This window comes from Duganella sp. CY15W, from assembly GCF_009857555.1.
In the GTDB taxonomy this organism is placed as follows: Bacteria; Pseudomonadota; Gammaproteobacteria; order Burkholderiales; family Burkholderiaceae_D; genus Rugamonas; species Rugamonas sacchari.
Map to the genome: position 1 here is coordinate 1,899,413 of NZ_WWCQ01000001.1, position 16,857 is coordinate 1,916,269.

The window sequence follows — 16,857 nt, forward strand, 5'->3', positions numbered from 1 at the left end:
TTGCGCATCGGTGACTGCTATTGAATTTCTCATTGCGCGCATTGCGGCTATCCTGATGCGATGGCGCTTAGATTTATAGGTTGAGTAGAACCGCATAAGTAATGTAGCCTTAAGCTCTAACAATTTTAAGAAATAACTTCATGGCGACAGAGTTTCGAGTGCATGCATTCTTGAAGAAGTGGGGAGCGACAGCCAAAAATGCTGCGCTTGGCGCAATGGGCTTGTTCAGCTTGGGACTGGGAATGCAACAGTCGTTTGCTGACAAACTACAAGTAGGAGGCTTGCTGCTTACCGCCGGCCTGTTGATGGTCATGGCTTCAGACTTATCACGATTCAAATCCATTAAAGGACTCGGAGTTGAAGCACAACTGCAAGAATTGGGCGATAAACTCACTGAAGCAGACGAGCTACTTCAGCATATCAAGGAAAGCGTGGGACTTACAGCCGATGTCACCTTTCAGCTCCTCGCACATACAGGCCGACCAGACGCCAGCTTTTCGCGAGGAGAAGCTTTAAAAATCGCCGATGCCTTCCGCCAGCAAATGAAGGCACTGGGCAGCTCAGATAAAGATATCGATAAGCATATGCTTCCGTGGCATCGCGTAAATCTTAAAGAGCAACTTAAAGCGGTACATATTCAACTGTCTGAATACGCCCAAATTCAGAACCAAGAAGCCACGAGAGAGACGCTATTTCTCGCCCAGGAAAACCTGCCGGAAAGTCCAGCGAGGCAGTCTTACGAGGCTAGAGTTAGAAGGAATACGAGGTTTGTTCAGAGAATTTCGCGCTTATGGGACGGCGATGAATTCGTTTACGTGCGCGATGTCGGATCTCTGCTCGCCGAAACGGATTGCGGGACGCCAGACGAGCTGGAGGCGCTGATTCAGAACATCCAGCCCGCACTGAACATCGCACGGTACTATGTAGAGCATCTTGACTTCAAGAGCAGGGAAGGGTGGATCAGCACTGAGAATTTCTACCAACGCAGTTTTTTGTCTTGAGCGCCGCTAATCCGGGCGTGTACTACTCCTAGTTCCGCTCGAAATGAGAACTACGAGGTGATTCTAGCGCTCGGATGGCCGCATCTTGCGCCCATCTCGGCAGAAATAAATCGTGCAGCAGCGCCATGCCTGTTGGCTCAGTGCCCACGGCCGCTCGGGGAAGTATGAAGAGATGTGAGAAAGCATTATCCAGAATGGCTAGCCCCTGTTCCGAAATCCCAAAGGACAGGTTACGCCCCACAACTGGCGTACGCTCTCGCTCATGCTTCGCAATCGAACCGTTCGGGTCACATGCCATTTCAGCGAGTTCATCAATATAGTCGAGAACGCGGTCCGCCTCCCTGGTCACACGCAATGGGGTAGTCGCGGTTGTGATGCCCATGCCAGGTCCCATATACAGTTTGCCATCGACATTCAAGAATCGAAACAGGCCAGACTCCCGTGTCTCGTGAATTTCCTGAGCTGTTGGATTGGGCGCACTGCTGGTGAAACCTTTCAGAGCAAACTGATTCATATATTCTGGCCAGCAGCGAACCATCGTTTTGAATAGCTCGGGTTCTGAAAAGCCTACGCGGTCGGGATGTGGCTGCACATCGATAAACGCGACTTCAGTCGGTGTCACAAGACAGTAAAGCAGGAAGTCAGCCGGCTTGGAAAAGTACCTGTCTCTGGGAAGCGGCTCGTCGGAAAGATGCAGGTGTGTGATGTTCCAATCCGCCCATAGTAGATCTGTGCGGCTGTGAGTCTGCGAGCCACTGTAATCATTCCGCAGTATTAAGCCCCGTCCTTGATATGGATTGACGTCTCGCCCAACTTCAAACCTGTGTGCCATTTGTGCCAATGCGGTTCTTGCACCTGTAGGCAATTTAGACTTTGGAAAGGCGTCCGACACTACGACATTACGTGGTTGTGGATCGATATAGCGTAAGCGAAAGTCCATCCAGCGCGAGAGCGGTGCGCTCAGGTGTTCGACCTCGCGTTTGTACTTGAGGCCGAACACCTTTATGAGATGCTCGGCTACCGACGAAACGTTGCGGCGAAATTCATCTCTAACTGCATCGACACTAGGGTTGGTCATTGTGAAGATTTAGACTTGCGTGGAGAGAAGCAGCGCAACAACGGCTTGCACAACCAGCCAATTGTCCTCTTTATCCTGCGCTTGAACCTTGCAGAGCGTTGCGCCTTAAGGAAGCTTTTCATTTGTTCTTCCATGCTCAACCTTGGCTGCACAGGCGGCTCGGGGAAGAGCTCTTCAAATTTTTCTTTCAACGTCGTCTGACCTAATTTCTCTAAGCCGCCAGCAAATATCTTGCCTCGCGAAACGAGGTCACGAACGACGTGCGGCGGGTAGACGTACCCATCGAAGTCAGTGGAGAGGTATGTGCTTTTCAGGCCTTCATAGTCCTCACAGAAATAGTGGCTGCGCGCGATGTCACATACAGCAGCAAGCGAGCACCACTGCTCTGCCGTAACTTGGTCATGCCGGGCTTTATCTTCCGAGATGTTTTTGATGGCGATTAGAAGATCTGTTGTGATGTCCTGCAGCGGTATCTCGACGCCGATTTTCAAAGATAACTCGCGGTTCTTCTTGATGATAGCGACGGCCTTTGAAAAGTCATTGCTGCTCAGTTCAAACTCGGTCATCAATGCAGTACGTGCACTGGAAAATTCCTCCGTGCTCCAGCGGCTGGCTGGCGGGAGCTTGCCTGCGATCGTTGAGATGTCTGCACGCGAGAGCTTAGCAGTATACGTTTTGCATCGATACTCCTCGGTCAAATAGTCGACGAGTGCTTCAAAATGATTTGCATGCTCAGTGAGCTCATTAAACCTCTTCGCCAGTTTGGCGATGTTAATGTAGCTATGCTCACCCAGATGCGCTTCATTCTGCCGGTTGGCGGCATATCGAAACGTCTCTCCTGTGGCATCGATTGTGTCGAACTCTGTGACGTACTCTTCAAGAACAGCTGCAGCTGGAGGCAGCCTACGGTCAAAGCTCAAGTATTGCTTCAGAATGTCCCACAGCTCACCCAGATCATGAGTACCAGCGGCATCGCGGCGTTTATCTCCTCGCAAGGCGGACACGCGGCCGATTTCGCGCTTGAGGAACAGTTCGATAAAGTGTCGAGCGCAGAAGCAAATTGGATAAACCAGAGCATCGATAGCCACATACGCCTGTTCACCAGTCTCCGGGTCTACGTAGGATTCACTAACGCCGGCAGCCAGCAGCACATTTACTGCCTGCTCGAAGCCGGTGGCGTAGGAAACCTGCTTATCGAATGCCCATCCCTTACCAACAACTGCATTGAGATGCTGTTGAGGCCCTGGTCCAAATGTCTTATTGCTCATGCGATGACTGATGTAGCGCTTGGCGCCGATTTTTAGGAGGCGCAATTATACGCGGCATCAGCTATCGGCGTTGTGGTCAGACGCCTTGGTGCCGGAGTAATCCATATCCACTATGCTGCGGTTTTTGCGGTTGTGATTAGGAAGCGCAGCTTACGCTTTGCCAGCACATGCTTATCCCTCGAATTGATTGTCGTCAGTTTGCACAAAATTGTGGTTATCGTGTCTGGGCTACTCGCGATAAAAGGGAACGATTTTTCGCAAAATCTGGTTGCAAGAATTTGTCAATTTGCCGAGCAGGTTGCACGAAACTGTCTCTCGCATGGCGCTGTCGTCGGTATGGCACCACACAGCTTATACTGAGAATGATGACTATTTGAAGATAACGCGGCTCTTCCCCTGCTGTGTCATAAAACTTCATGAGGATAAATGTATGGTCCGCGTTCCCCTCGCTGTAGCCCGTCGACTGTCTGAACTTGAAGCCAATACGCCGAAGTGGCTCGACGAAATGTCGTGGGCGGCCGAGCTCGAAGCTTTGATGCCAGCGCCAGCTTCACTCGACGAGGATGAGCGACGCGGCTGCATCGGCGAGATCGTCGCGCATCGTTTCATGCCGGCCACATCTAGCGAGCGTGGGCCATGGGACGCCTACTTTGGCCCGGTTTCATCCGGCACCGATAGCAACGGCAACGAAGTCCATTTTCCCGATGCGCGCCAAATCGAAGCCGAGGTGATCGAATACTGGAAATTCCGCGCCGGGCAGACACCACACCCTTTACTGCGAGCACGCTACGCCGACCTAGCTTGGGAAATCGGCCGAATCTGGAACCGTGCTCATGCAGATCAGGCACCTATCGCGCTGCCGCGCGAACTTGCCCAGCGCGCGGCTTGCGCCTACCTGGATGGGGCATTAATGGCGGACGCTTCCGTGCCGCTGCAGCTGTTCAAAGCATGGAGATTCCTTGATCGCGCAGTCGGCTTGGCGATCTCCGTCAAGGACAGCGCACTCATTGAGCGTGCAAAGCAAGCGGCCTTCGAGTTCAACCGTGTCAATAGAGCCGCTGGCTTCGTTGATCAGTGGTGGTTGATCGATGATCTTGTGTTCGACCGCAAGGGGCTGACGCTAACCGACGCGGAGCAAGCGGAGATGGTTAGCTGGCTGAACGACGCGCTTAACACCTGCTCCGATTTAACCGATCAAAAGAGGTTTGAGCCGCATTTAGCTTTGCAGGCGGCCGATCGCATTGGTCGCTGGGCAGCAAAGGCAAAGCGGCCAGAGCTTGGCGTGGCCGCACTCAAGCAAGCGGCAGGCGCGTTTGAAACCTTCGCCAAACAGACCAACGCAATGACCGCGACGGCGTGGCTGGAAGATCTCAGCATTCGGTATCGGCAACACAATCTGGCCGAAGATGCTTCGCGAGTCGATGCCGAGATCATAGCTCGCTCGGAGGAAGTGCTGCAGTCTATGCGCCTGACGTCCGTCCCTATGAGCGTCACCGAGGAAGAGATGGAGCAATGGCTAGAAGAACTGACTGCCGAATCACTTAAACAGGCGGCAGGGCGCATTGCCTTCCATCTGACTACAGACCCGGATGAACTGCGCAAACAGGTTGAAGCAAATGCGGCGAACGCACCTCTGCATGCCCACATAGAAATCACGATCACGGACGACCGTGGCTTTACGACTGCTACCATCGGCTCGGTCAAAGAAGACATGCCAGGACGTGTCCTGAATGCGGCCGCGACCTATATCGGCGGCTCAAGTGCCTGGTTGCATCGGGCCCTACTGCGGATGAAAGAACGCTGGAGCCCGGAAGCCAGTATGCTGTTCGCTCTGCTGGTCGAGAGCCCTCTGTTTCCGGTGGACGGCCACGGGCTGCTACGTGCGGGTATCGAGGCGTGGTATAGCGGCGATCACGTAAAAGCCGTGCATGTCTTGGTGCCGCAGGTAGAGGCTGGCTTACGAGAAATGCTACGCGCATATGACGAATCGCCAATGCGGCATAACGCCCATGAAGGTGGCTTCGAGACCATCGGCATGGGGACGTTGCTCGTGAACCGAACGTTCAGAGCACGCGCCCATCCAAGATTCGGCTTACATATGCGCGCGCTTTACACTAGTCCCAAGGGGCTAAATCTGCGTAACCGGGTAGCGCACGGGCTGGCTAACGCCGATGCGTTTGGGGTGGGCATGGCCAATTGGGTCATCCACTCATTGTTGGCGATCCGCACCTTTGGGCATCTTGATTTGGACAAGCAAACGTCTGAGGTAGAAGCCTAGCAAACATCAGACGTCTAAGCATAGCTTGGACGGGATGAGGTGCCCTGGTAGAAACGTGCTCGCGGGAATTGAATACCAGTTTATTGCTATCAGTGATATCTTCCCCAACCTCAATCCTCCTGTCGAGGGATACCCATGGGTGAGGTCTGCGATCTAGAATTCTCCAAGCGGGTTGTTGTCGGGCAAACCGTCAACACAGCGCAATGGCAGCATCCAGATGAGGCAGCCTTGGAGGTGCATATTCGGCGTGAGTACCACGCGCGTAAGCTAGCAGTTAGCCTATTCCTGCAGGGGGAAACTGACGCTGTCATACTGCAAAGATCATCTCTCACCGCGAAATACGCTTATAGGCTCATCGCTAATCGCTGCCTTCAGATTCACGAAGACGGTCAGGTCTTCGGTTGGCGTGGATTAGTGCCACACTTCCTAGGAAACTGAGCATTTCTAATCGTTTTTAAGTCGAAATAATCGTTTTTGTACAGAGCGTAGGGTGGCTACGTGCCCGGCTATACGTGCTATCAGGTCCGGCCATGCAAGCCCAGTGTCGGCGTTTGCCGAGATGTAGTGCCATGTGGCAACATAGGGCTCCATCTACGCTTGAAAGCAGCCAATGCAGTTATTACGAGGTATAGAGAGAATTCACTACGGTCACGGTGCCATGTTTGAGATCCCTACGTCCGAAGGCAGCGTCTATATGTGCGCGACCAGGTCGAACTACAACAACGAAAGGAGGGCGGTCGTAATCGTCGATGCAGAGAAGTTTCTCGCGCTGTGGCGCCGCGAAGGCAGCAGTCACGACGATATTGCCCATCAGGGCACAGAATCATGGCCCAGCGACCGAAAGTTTAAAGACGCAGTCGCTGGGTTCGGTCTTGGCGCAGTCAATCCGGTGCCCCTGGCCCTGGTTCACTGCTACGAATCCGCTGAGCGAATCGGCGTTTACGAGCAGTCATTCTTTGGCTTGCACAAACTCAAACGGACAGAAATACGAATCCAGGCAACGCTGGCTTTCACAAACGGGATTACGCGCACCATCTGGCTGTTGGCTGCGGGCGCCAAAGCGTTTCCTGTTGAGTGCGATCTTAAAAGTGCCGCATTGCTGCAAGCGTTGGCCGGATTTGAAGGTGATCATTACAAAACCTTCGCTGAACTGATCCCAGAACACCTAGCAGCATAAGTAGAGCCAGCAGAATGACGCCGGCAGCGCCGGCGTGATGACCCCAAAGGAAAAGCGCGATCGCCGATGAAGTTTAAGTTGGAATCCAATAGGAACCCAACATGAGATCACGCGATCATGAGAGCACCGGGTCACCCCAATTTTATGCAAATATCGGGAACAGTTTTATGAAAACGGACGATTGTCCGCAACGAGAGGCCACGACGACCACCATTTTACATAATATAAATTATACGAAATCTAGACCGGCCTCAGCAGTAACAAAAGACAGTTCAAACGCTCCAACATAAAAATTAAGACACATCGCCGTTTTTAACCTGGCCTGGGCTGTTTGGCCATCTGTCCGAATATTTATGTGGGCGATTTTTGAGGCCTGCCTGATGTCTCAATATTTACTTCGAAAGTTGCATTGCCGTTCGCAAGCTTTCAAGCACGCTAACCTGTTTCTCCTGCCGGTATGAACCAAAACCACGAATTGCATCGTCTTTTCGGATTTCCAGCGATACAACTGGTGGTTTACCTCAGCGGGAATTCTCAGAGAAGTCGGAATGCGCACGGACCGATAGCAGGCACTGTATTTCGGCACGGGAACGCCTGCGTCCGCGACGGGACAGGACGGCGCGACTTTTTCAGCTGGATCGTGAAGGTGGCCAGACCTTACTAGCAGGTCGCCAAAACAATTTCTTTTAGTTAATCTCTATTGCAACGTGAAATTTTACCCCTATCTTGATGTGAAGGCTCTAGCAATTTCGGCCAGATATTTTGCCTCTGGCCATCAGGAAGGATACCGCATGCATCAGGAAGCTATTTTGACAACGAATCACACCATACTGGGCCCCGCTGGGACGCCCGTGAGCATTGCAAAGCTGGAAAAGCTGTTTACGACCACTGCCTCTGCCAACGACGATATTGGCTACAAATGTGCCGATCCCCACTGTGGCGTGCGCGTCAAAGCTGTCATCACCGTCCTGTCCAAGAAGCTGCGAAAAAATAGCCCGAGCTCATATTTTGCGGCCAAAGGGACGTCGCATGCCAAAGGTTGCACCCGCATGCCCAAGCCGGCAACGCTCACGCCCTTGCCACCTACCAGCGGCGCAGGGGCGGCCAGCCCGCATCGGTCGGCGCACCCTGCGATCTGGGTTGACCCTAGAACGCAACCAGCAGCAATCGGGGGATCGCCTGCTACCGTCACCGGCGGCAGCGGGGGCTCCGGCGGACCTGGGCGCGTGCGGACCACGTCCGGCGGCGGCACGACGCAGAGCCGCTCTCAGCTGGTCGAGAGCTACGCCTTGGCATGGATTGGTATGGCGATGCACGAAAAACGCACCGAGGAACTCTTGGCGGAGTGGAACCCTGGGGGCACCTACTTCTCGGCCTTTCACCCGATCTGGTTTTACTCGGGCACCGATGTCACCGCGGTCGGCCAGAAGATTTTCGTCGGAAAATTTAGCAGCATTATCAAGTCGAAAACTGGCTATGTGATCACCTTGGCCGAAAAGAATTCGACCGGAGAGCCATTATGGGTGTGGGTACAAAGTCATACATTCGCCGCTGGTGCCGCAGGCAAGGCGCTGCAGCAGTTGATGGAGGCGTGCGAGAAGACTCCGGTGAACTATGTTGGCAAACGCGTGTTCGCCCTTGAGAAGTTCACCGGCAATTCAGGCAGTAAAGGACCGTGGTCGTCCATCCCGGTCGAACATCCTCACATGATGTGGATGGAAAAATGAAATCGCGCCAGCCATCTATGCCCGGCGCCCTTGGCTGACCAGTCTCCACCGCATGGAGCGGCGAACCTGCCCCAGCCTTGTCCCCTGCAATGCCACGACAAGCAGCCCGTCGGCTGCGCGCGGCAACCGCCCCCGCACATACCGGATGGATGGCACGGACCGCGAAGTGGTGTATGACATCGTGCGCGCCCTCGCTGGGCGGCGCGGATATCGCGGCACCATTGAAGCGGCGCCGCAAGAACGGCACGGCTCGTGCTGCAGTACTGGTCAAACATTCGGCGAACTAAAAGTGATCGGATAAGAGAACTAAATCTGGTAAACGCCATAGGCCGCGAACTAAATGTGTGAAGTCCGTTCAGCACACTAGATAGAGCGTTTGCACAATAGCGCATTCAACCGCAGAATTTGCGCAGCGCTCGCATCGGTCCTGGCGCAATGACAGATCCCTCCTCGCTTATGACTGCCCCTTGTTCAGCTTTTAAAGAACCCCGGATAAACATGTGGCCTCGCCGGAAGGCGTGAACGGAACCGACTAGTCCTGCATCTCTGCCCAGCTTAAGGATCAGCAGCACCAAAAAGGAAGCGGTTTGATCAGGGTCAGCTATTTCTGCGTGCATCTGGCGCAGATCGGGCTCACTTGGCAGCGCCAGAAAACTGGGATGCGAGTGCCACTCGCCAAGATAGTTGAATCGCTCCGGCTGGTTCCCGGTCAGCAGATGAAAGCGGCGCATGAACTTGCGGTGCTGCACTGGGTCGCGAACAAATGATGTCGGCGTGCCGTCTCGTTGGACAGACAGTGCTTTCACCAAGAATTGGCTATCGCCAATCTGCTCGGCGGCAAGTACGCCCCCGATTTCATTGTGTCCGGCAGCGCGTAGCTCTTTCTTTAATTTTCTCGCGCACTTGACACTCAAGATCACTTCAATCATTGGCAAGCTCTTGTGCAATTCGAGGTAGCGTCACTGCCCGTGTCTCGAACGGCGTTTCAAAGATCCATTCCTTGCGTAATCCGATAAGGTATGCAGACTCGGGGTAATCGGATTGGCCTGACGGCCGAAGCGTGTCAAGTGCCATGCGGGAAAGGTGAGCAGAGATGATCGAGACATCGGCATCATCGGCAATCATCGCTCGTTCGTCATGCTCGCTACCGTAATCGATGTCGCTGTCATCTGGCGGCTTCGGCAGCGAGGGATCGGTCATGGCCACATATACCTGATGGCGCACATCGAGTGGTGGATGTTCGATACCGGGCCTGGATCGAACGATGTACCCACCGTAGCCGCCGCCGAATATGCGGCCCCAGACCATCGGAATCCGCTCTTGCGTTGCGACTGCGGCAGCGACGCTAAACCCGTGCCCGCTTCCCGATGTTTCGACAATTAAGTCACATTTCCCGAGCTTCTCCAGGGCGTTCAGTATCGTCGCCGTCGAGTAGTGCCCGTCCAGGCGCCCTTTCCAGCTGTCGACTTCCACTTTTGGGTTGATCGCTCGGAGGCGATTGACGACGCCATCGACTTTGTGTGCGCCGACGGCAAACCAGTCGAGTTCGTTGCGCACCAGGTTCCCAGGCTTCAAGACATCGCCGTCGAATAAAAGAAAATGTGATACACCGCATCGAACAAGACTGGCAGCGACCTTGCTCCCCATGGAGCCGCATCCGACGATCGCGGCCCGCTTCCCAATGACCGCGTCATTACGAACCGGTGTACGTTGTTGGTTATCCATAGGAACGCTTGCAATCTCAAAAACTTTATCTGTGCCAAGGAATTTCGCCAAAACCTTGCCGTTCAAAATGCCGACCACTACTTTGGGGCTGTCAAAAGGGATGTCGGAAAAATGCTTCCAAACGTCTGCCGGCGCGCTGTCGACATTGGTTAGTGCGAGATACCGGTCGTCCCCCTCCCCCAGCTTGGCGATACGGCCAATACTGACACCGTAGGTGCTGAATTGCTTGGGAACGCCAACATCGATCCATTCATCGAAATGTGTGTCGCCAATTAAAGAAATGCCCGTAAACACCCAGGACAAGTCGTACTCCACGCGCGCGAGTTCAAGCAGACTGACGACCTTATCGCGCCGTTCAACTTCGGCAATGAGCTCGTCCGTTATAACCAGCCGCATCAGTTCCCACGATAGGTACTGCCCTTCCGTGAAACGATGATCGCTAAGCACCTCCAGTGGAACGCCTGACTCGTCCAGCGTCGCCTCGGTCTCGAGCAGCTTGCGCGCGCTGCGGATCATGTCAGCGGCAGTCAAGGTGGGATGCCAGTTATCCGCTCGTATTTCCAGGCAAAGCTCACCGCGTGCCCACTGGTGGGACGACCATTTCGCCTCTTGCCTTGGGATCACCTGTGGTGGCGCGTACGGATAAATGAAAGGATAAACAACTTTGGCCTCCCACCATTTTTCGCCGGCCAGCAAATCGACATCGACGCGCGCCGTTCCGTGGCCCTCGTCGATATGCCAGATGACATTTTTTACCCAGCCCTCGGAAACAAGAGAAGCAATGACCTGCTTCTCCAGCGCCAAGCGATCACCCGGCTGTTGAAACCACATCAGGAAAAGCCTCGCTGGCTCCGAGAGGGCTGGGCCGCCGTGGCGTTAAAGGTGAATCCTGCGCTGGCGGCGGTTGGCAGCGCCGCTTTGACTAGGCTAGATCCAATAGAGGCGGAATTTTTTTTTGAGTCTTCCTTGGGCTCAAGGGCTTCCATCGCCGTAGCGTAGTCAAAGTCGGCGCGGCGCCGCGTTGACCCGAAGAGGGTTTGGAACGCCTTTGGCGCGTTATCGTAAAGTGCGGAGCCGATTGCGGTCTGGCGGCCAGCGCAGCGCCGTTGTTCCGCCTCCGATTGCAACACCGAGCGGCTGATGCAGCACCGAACGCGCTCGCCTTTGATGCCAAGTCTGGTGACGGACGTGATGCCATGTTCCAGTCCAATCTGCAGCCCCAGATCGTCAGCATCGATGCCCACTTTCTTCAGCTCTTCGAGCGCCAGGTTAAAGCTGCTGCGCATCGCTGCAGCGCAGAGAATCGCGTTCTTGGCCGTCTCGGCATCATCGGTCGTCGGGGCGGTTCCTTCTATCAAGATTCCGTGCACGCAGTCGCCGATAAAGCGAATTTTTTTGCCGCCAAAGTCTTCATGCAGAACACTGTCCAGCTCACCCCGCAGCACGTGCAGCGCCTTGACGACGCTTTTGGCCTTCTCGTCATCATCGATGCGATCAGCCACGTAGCGTGTAAAGTTGTCGATGTCGGCATACAGGGACACGCTCTCCTGCCGGCGCGAGTTTGCGGGTGTCAGTTCTTCGATAGCCAGCGTCTGGAAAGGTGGGGTATGGCGCGAGAATACAAAACTGCCGATGGGACTACTCTCCAGTTCTTCCTCCCACTTTTTGACCACCTGGTCGACGGTCACCGAGAGGGTCGCGTGCTCCTGCGCTTCAGTGACCTGCTTCACCGTTACGGCAGTCGCATCCGCATCGAGCACCTTGTCCCAGCCAGTTGCCACCCTGGCTTCGATACAGGCCGGCCGATGCGGCTAATTCTTGACTTGGCACTCGACTACTGCCCATGATTGCGCTATTCCACATAAAATGCGTACTATTCGGGTAACTACATAACGACAGTGATGCCGTTTTAGCCGTCTCCCAAATCCATGAGAAATTCCTCCTTGAGTGCGCGTCAGTTAGCCGATCAATTGCTGTTCCCTGGGCCGGTCGATTACGGGTTGGCTTCCGGCGTGTTTGTTCAAGTGCGTTCCCACGAAGAGTCTGCACAATTTTTTTGGGACCTGGCTCCAATGCTGGAGGCCGGCGGAATGCTGGCGGTATTGGTCGATGCGGCGCATCTCATGGCTGGAGATGGGTTACCGCGCCTCGCTCAGTTGCTCTGCGCACGATGCGGGCTTGAATGTGCCTCTACCAGTAGGATCGGCGAATGGACGCTGACAGATGCCCTGGCGGAAATCATGCAGCGGCAATCCCCTACCGTGGTCTTGCTACTTAGCGGCGCGCAACAACTTCCTGGCGAGCCCGGAGAGCGCATTATGAAAGCCCTAAAGGCCGCGAGAGACTGTGTAAATCTTGAGCCAGCTTCAACAGGACGATTTCTGCTGGTGGGAACCTGGATTCTTCCCGCAAGCGCAGGCAGGTATGTTGAGAATTCTCGTAGCGCCTTTTATGGCGCAACTGCTGTGACTTTAGCGCACCGCTAGCAAAACCTAGCCACCGGCGGCGAGTGGACAAGCTGCGGTTCATTGGCAAATGACTTTCAACGCGACGTCTCGGAAGTACTTGTACGGCACCGCATAACCGCGGTCACGTCATTTACCGATGGGTACCGCACTTACCGGCTGCCAGCTTCCTTGTCAGGTTGTGTGTGATAGATTAGGTACACAATCCATTGCCTTAGGAGCCGTAATGCAAAAATACGTCCTCGATTCCAAGCGTCCCCAAGCCATAAATCAGATCTGCGCTTTCAAAAAAGTCGATGGAGGATTCCGTGGATGTGTCAGCGGTGACGACGGCGACATTCAGTGTGCGGACATTAGCGAGTCTGAGGAGGCGGCGATGCAAAATGCCAGAAACCTCCTTGCAGTGTTGGAAAAGATTGAGCAGGAAGCAGACATCGCTTCGCTTAGTCTCAATGGTCGCGAGGTGCTTCAGTATCTGAACTATGACTTAGGTCATGAGCTGGTATGCACCTATCGAATTTTGCGCAACAATGACGTTATCGTTGATTGGTGCCGGCGCTCACATCCACCGCTCCTTGGAGATGCAGAACCACACACTGTCTTGGCAGATATCGCACGCAGGCACAGCGCGTAGTCGCTGTGCCTGCCTTTAGCGAGCAGAGCCAACGCAGGCTGCTGAACGGACGCCGCGTCACCACGCACTGGGCAGAGGCACGCAAGCTGCAGCGCATGTATCCGAAGACCAGCGTGGACGAAGACCGGATTTTTATCAACGACGGCAATATCTGGAGCTCGGCAGGTATGACGGCATGCCTCGACCTGACACTTGCACTGGTGGAGCAGGACCTGGGTGTTGAAAATGCTCGCAAGCTGGCGCGCCTTTTGGTGGTTTACCATCGCCGCAGCGGCGGCCAGTCGCAGTTTTCCGCGGTGCTGGAATTGGAACCAAAATCGGACCGCATACAGAACGCACTGAACTACGCCAAGAGCAACCTGGCCAAGGAACTGACGGTGGACGAATTGGCCGAGGCGGCGCACCTGAGCCGACGCCAATTCAGTCGCACCTTCCGCATCGAGACCGGCCAGTCGCCGGCCAAGGCCATCGAAACCCTGCGCGTCGAGGCGGCCAAAATGATGCTGGAGGATAGCAACCACGCCATCGAGGTGGTAGCCAAAGAGACTGGATTTGCCGATCCCGAGAGGATGCGGTGCGCCTTCCTGCGTGCCTTCGGCCACCCGCCGCAGGCGCTGAAGCGCGCTGCCAAGGGCGCGCTTGCGGCAGCCTAGGCAGCGGGTGACATATCTGACCGATTACAGGCAGTTAGAAGACAACTCACAACTAAAGCACAATGTTTCGGTGCGCCCAAGCCCACTACTTGCACCAGGTATTGATATGGCCGGCCAATTGATGCACAAAACGGTCGATCTTCTCCTGGTGAGCACTGCACTGATCGTGCGACTGATAATCATCGCAGTAAGCAAGCGCCCTTCTTACCTTGACGCCAGCAGCGCGCCCTAGCCCGCCTCGACCTGCAGGGGCTCGGCGCCGCATGGCCTCCACTGGTAGCGACGACTCGATAGTGGGGCCTGGCGTAATCCAGAACGGCGCATCCAAGCGCCTCAACCCACCGAGGCTGTTGGCCACGCGCAGTTTGGCTGACGCAGTATTGAGCGCTTGCCAGTTGCCCTGCTCGTCCTCAGCAAAATCATCGTCGCGATCCATGACGATAAACGCCTTTCTGTTCAGTCGCAGCATCTTGACGAAGTCCTCTTCGTCCTGGGTCGAGAAATGCGCCAATACCGCACCGCCGTAGAACATAAAGCTGTAATCGACATGCTCGATGAATGTAGGAATCTTCCCTGCGCGAGCCCACAACGTGAGCCAATGTCGAATATAGAATCGGTCAGACGGCCCTTCTACCCAGATCACGCCGTTGCATTGGCCAATATCGGAGCCGCGTATTCCAAGCAAGTCGAGCAAACGCTGGGGATGCACGACGTTATCTAGGATGCCACCGGCGGCCTCGAAAGTTTTGACCTTATCTACCAGTGGGCCCCACGTGCGGGTGTCCTGCATCACGGGTGAATGGGTGCTGACAAATAGCTGCAATTTATTGTCTTTCGCTATCTCTCCCATGCGGCGCGCTAACAGCCGCTGAAGATGCGGATGCATATGGGTGTCAGGCTCCTCCAACAGGCAAATCGCTCCTTCCTGTTGCTTTAGCCAATGCAGCACTGCGACCAATTGCTGCCAGCCCATCGGCAGCGCCGCAGTATCAACACGGCTATGTTGGAAGGTATCGTCCTCGAGCAATAAATGCAAGCGGTCCTGTTCGTCAACGTATGCGGTCGCGATGTCAAAATCTTTGCTAGTTTCGAAGTACGGATCGTCTTCATGTTTCGTCTCGCCATCGGCTAGCCCGAGCAGGCTGGCGCGCTCCATGTGTAGGACCGCGGCGGCCTCGGCCGTCGTCCACTGCGCCGGCGTGAACCAGACCACATGGGCGCCACTTTGGGCGTAGTGTGCAGCCAAGCCGTCACGTGTGGTTACGGCAAGCGTTCGTTTGTTCACGGGGCCGCCGAACGGAGTCAGCTTAGTCACTGCTTTGTCATTTTTGTCTAACTCGTAGGCACGCAGCCACAAGTGCTGCCAGTCAAACACATCGTCGCGTTTATGCTGCGCCGGCAAACTATCGGGATCTGCCAAAGGACGCGATAGGCCTAGCAACTGGACGCGATTGCTAAACTCCAGGCTATAGGCGGAGTGGCTATCGGCGGGTTGATTTTCTCTGGGGAGCGTACAAATACGCGCTGGGTCGCGCAGCAGATCAATCATATGCAGCACGGTTGACTTCCCTCCTCCATTTGCACCAAGTAGGAGATTGATCTGGTCACAGCGGTAGTGGAAGTGAGGGCTCCTTAGTAGGGCCTGAAAACTGTCAACGACACTGAAGTCCCTGCAGGTATTAAGGCGGCGCAAGCCGCAAAACGCAAATTTTTTGAGATGGACGGGCAATGTAGTACTCCAATTCTATATCCGCCGACTGATGCTCACTGGGGACGCCCCCGAGCGCCTGGCCAGCGTCGCATTTGGCCTGATGGCCATATTGGCATACCGGCTGGGCTTTAACCATATTTCGCTCTTCGCGGCCGGAAACGGGCCGATCGACCCGGACAACCCCGACGGTTTCGTTGGATTCGCCGTGTGGCCGAAATTCGGGTTTGACGCACCACTCGCCCTTGCGGAACTTACCATGGCGCCATCCGAGGCCCTGCGTGCATGCCGGACGGTTCAGGAGGTCATTGCTGTAGACCCTGAATGGTGGAATGTACACGGCTGGGGCCGGGATATGCGCTTCGACTTGAGCGCCGATAGTCGCAGTTGGGCGATTCTGCTAAACTACCTGCATCAATCACTCCATCGGCAGGAGATTGAACTATGACCGCTTTGAAGAAAACGCCACCCAGCCAGTACAGCGCCTACAAATTGGCAGCGGCCGCTCGCCGCGCCATGGTCGCTTCGATAGGGGTGCCGATCGTCGGTGAGGTCAAGCCATCACAGGGCCGGATCCGAGTCACGCTGGGTGGCAAAGCCATCAGCCGGAACGCCCGCTCGGGTGTGTTCGGACCGTCTGTCATCCACATTCCCGAATTTTCCAGCGTCCGGAAGCGCAAGTTAGCATGAGGAAGCGGCCAGTGGCCGCTTTTTTTTCGAGTACGGCTTTCGCGAGCGAAACTCTTCCAGCGGCGCACGACGGTCAGAGCGGCGAACTGTGCCCAACCAGGTTGCGCCGCCGCGCCTGGCCCGCTGTCTCGCAGGTAGTCGGCCAGATGCTGTTTGACGCATGGCGCCGTTCTTGGGGTGTTTGTAACGGATCATAGTGGGCCAGTTTGCGCCGCTGCTTTGATGTGCGCTGCGCCCCCGACGATAACGACCTTACTCATCGCCAAGTGACGCTCCGGATGTCGGTAGCCGGCAGTCGGGATTCAAGCATGCGTGACCAGCCCGCTCGGCAAGCTCCCTGACTGTATCTCTGAAGAGGTTATCCCGTGCGACCACTTTCCGATTAATCCTCAAGGTTGAGCTAGCACGTCTAAAACAAATTCCGGCCGCGGAGTGGCATATACGACTCTGATT

At 55.2% G+C, this 16,857-nt stretch carries 14 protein-coding genes and 1 pseudogene; 9 read left to right on the forward strand and 6 right to left on the reverse strand.

Annotated elements, in window-relative coordinates:
- Positions 1 to 140: 140 nt before the first annotated feature.
- Positions 141 to 1,001, forward strand: a complete 861-nt coding sequence (locus GTP58_RS08220; RefSeq protein WP_161076989.1) for a hypothetical protein — start codon at positions 141 to 143, stop codon at positions 999 to 1,001.
- Positions 1,002 to 1,029: 28 nt separating this feature from the next.
- On the opposite strand, the gene GTP58_RS08225 is transcribed toward GTP58_RS08220, so the two are convergent.
- Entirely contained in the window at positions 1,030 to 2,079 is a 1,050-nt protein-coding gene (locus tag GTP58_RS08225) for a hypothetical protein (RefSeq protein WP_161076990.1), read from the reverse strand.
- Positions 2,076 to 3,347, reverse strand: a complete 1,272-nt coding sequence (locus GTP58_RS08230; RefSeq protein ID WP_161076991.1) for a hypothetical protein — start codon at positions 3,345 to 3,347, stop codon at positions 2,076 to 2,078. Before GTP58_RS08230 ends, GTP58_RS08225 begins: the two co-directional genes overlap by 4 nt.
- 430 nt (positions 3,348 to 3,777) lie before the next feature.
- Between GTP58_RS08230 and GTP58_RS08235 the strand changes: the two genes are divergently transcribed.
- The 3 genes from GTP58_RS08235 to GTP58_RS08245 all read left to right on the forward strand — a co-directional run bounded on the left by GTP58_RS08235 (position 3,778) and on the right by GTP58_RS08245 (position 8,529).
- Entirely contained in the window at positions 3,778 to 5,625 is a 1,848-nt protein-coding gene (locus GTP58_RS08235) for a DUF4209 domain-containing protein (RefSeq protein ID WP_161076992.1), read from the forward strand.
- Between the two features lie 658 nt (positions 5,626 to 6,283).
- Positions 6,284 to 6,802: a hypothetical protein gene (locus tag GTP58_RS08240; protein ID WP_161076993.1), complete on the forward strand. Its 519-nt coding sequence runs from the start codon at positions 6,284 to 6,286 to the stop codon at positions 6,800 to 6,802.
- Between the two features lie 791 nt (positions 6,803 to 7,593).
- Positions 7,594 to 8,529, forward strand: coding sequence for a hypothetical protein (locus GTP58_RS08245; protein WP_161076994.1), 936 nt, complete (start codon positions 7,594 to 7,596; stop codon positions 8,527 to 8,529).
- A gap of 392 nt (positions 8,530 to 8,921) precedes the next feature.
- Here the strand turns inward: GTP58_RS08245 and GTP58_RS08250 are convergent, their stop codons facing one another.
- From GTP58_RS08250 to GTP58_RS08260, 3 genes are read right to left on the reverse strand one after another with little or no spacing between them, the layout of a single operon-like run.
- Positions 8,922 to 9,458: a Mov34/MPN/PAD-1 family protein gene (locus GTP58_RS08250; RefSeq protein ID WP_161076995.1), complete on the reverse strand. Its 537-nt coding sequence runs from the start codon at positions 9,456 to 9,458 to the stop codon at positions 8,922 to 8,924.
- Entirely contained in the window at positions 9,451 to 11,085 is a 1,635-nt protein-coding gene (locus tag GTP58_RS08255; protein ID WP_161076996.1) for a ThiF family adenylyltransferase, read from the reverse strand. Before GTP58_RS08255 ends, GTP58_RS08250 begins: the two co-directional genes overlap by 8 nt.
- Positions 11,085 to 12,035: an adenylate/guanylate cyclase domain-containing protein gene (locus GTP58_RS08260; RefSeq protein ID WP_161076997.1), complete on the reverse strand. Its 951-nt coding sequence runs from the start codon at positions 12,033 to 12,035 to the stop codon at positions 11,085 to 11,087. Before GTP58_RS08260 ends, GTP58_RS08255 begins: the two co-directional genes overlap by 1 nt.
- A 147-nt stretch (positions 12,036 to 12,182) precedes the next feature.
- Here GTP58_RS08260 and GTP58_RS08265 point away from each other — a divergent pair, with 147 nt between their 5' ends.
- From GTP58_RS08265 to GTP58_RS08275, 3 genes and pseudogenes are all read left to right on the forward strand, one after another.
- Positions 12,183 to 12,740 (forward strand): hypothetical protein, encoded by a 558-nt coding sequence (locus GTP58_RS08265; protein ID WP_161076998.1) that lies wholly within the window; start codon positions 12,183 to 12,185, stop codon positions 12,738 to 12,740.
- A 205-nt stretch (positions 12,741 to 12,945) separates the two neighbouring features.
- Positions 12,946 to 13,353: a hypothetical protein gene (locus tag GTP58_RS08270; protein WP_161076999.1), complete on the forward strand. Its 408-nt coding sequence runs from the start codon at positions 12,946 to 12,948 to the stop codon at positions 13,351 to 13,353.
- A gap of 38 nt (positions 13,354 to 13,391) precedes the next feature.
- A pseudogene (locus GTP58_RS08275) lies at positions 13,392 to 14,006 on the forward strand (GlxA family transcriptional regulator); the annotation flags it as partial.
- 85 nt (positions 14,007 to 14,091) lie between these two features.
- Here GTP58_RS08275 and GTP58_RS08280 read toward each other — a convergent pair.
- Positions 14,092 to 15,555, reverse strand: a complete 1,464-nt coding sequence (locus GTP58_RS08280; protein ID WP_229215463.1) for an ATP-dependent endonuclease — start codon at positions 15,553 to 15,555, stop codon at positions 14,092 to 14,094.
- A 211-nt stretch (positions 15,556 to 15,766) separates the two neighbouring features.
- On the opposite strand from GTP58_RS08280, the gene GTP58_RS08285 reads away from it, so the two are divergent.
- Positions 15,767 to 16,162, forward strand: coding sequence for a hypothetical protein (locus GTP58_RS08285; RefSeq protein ID WP_161077001.1), 396 nt, complete (start codon positions 15,767 to 15,769; stop codon positions 16,160 to 16,162).
- On the forward strand, positions 16,159 to 16,404 hold the full coding sequence (locus GTP58_RS08290; protein WP_161077002.1) for a hypothetical protein: 246 nt from the start codon (positions 16,159 to 16,161) through the stop codon (positions 16,402 to 16,404). Before GTP58_RS08285 ends, GTP58_RS08290 begins: the two co-directional genes overlap by 4 nt.
- Positions 16,405 to 16,857: the final 453 nt, after the last annotated feature.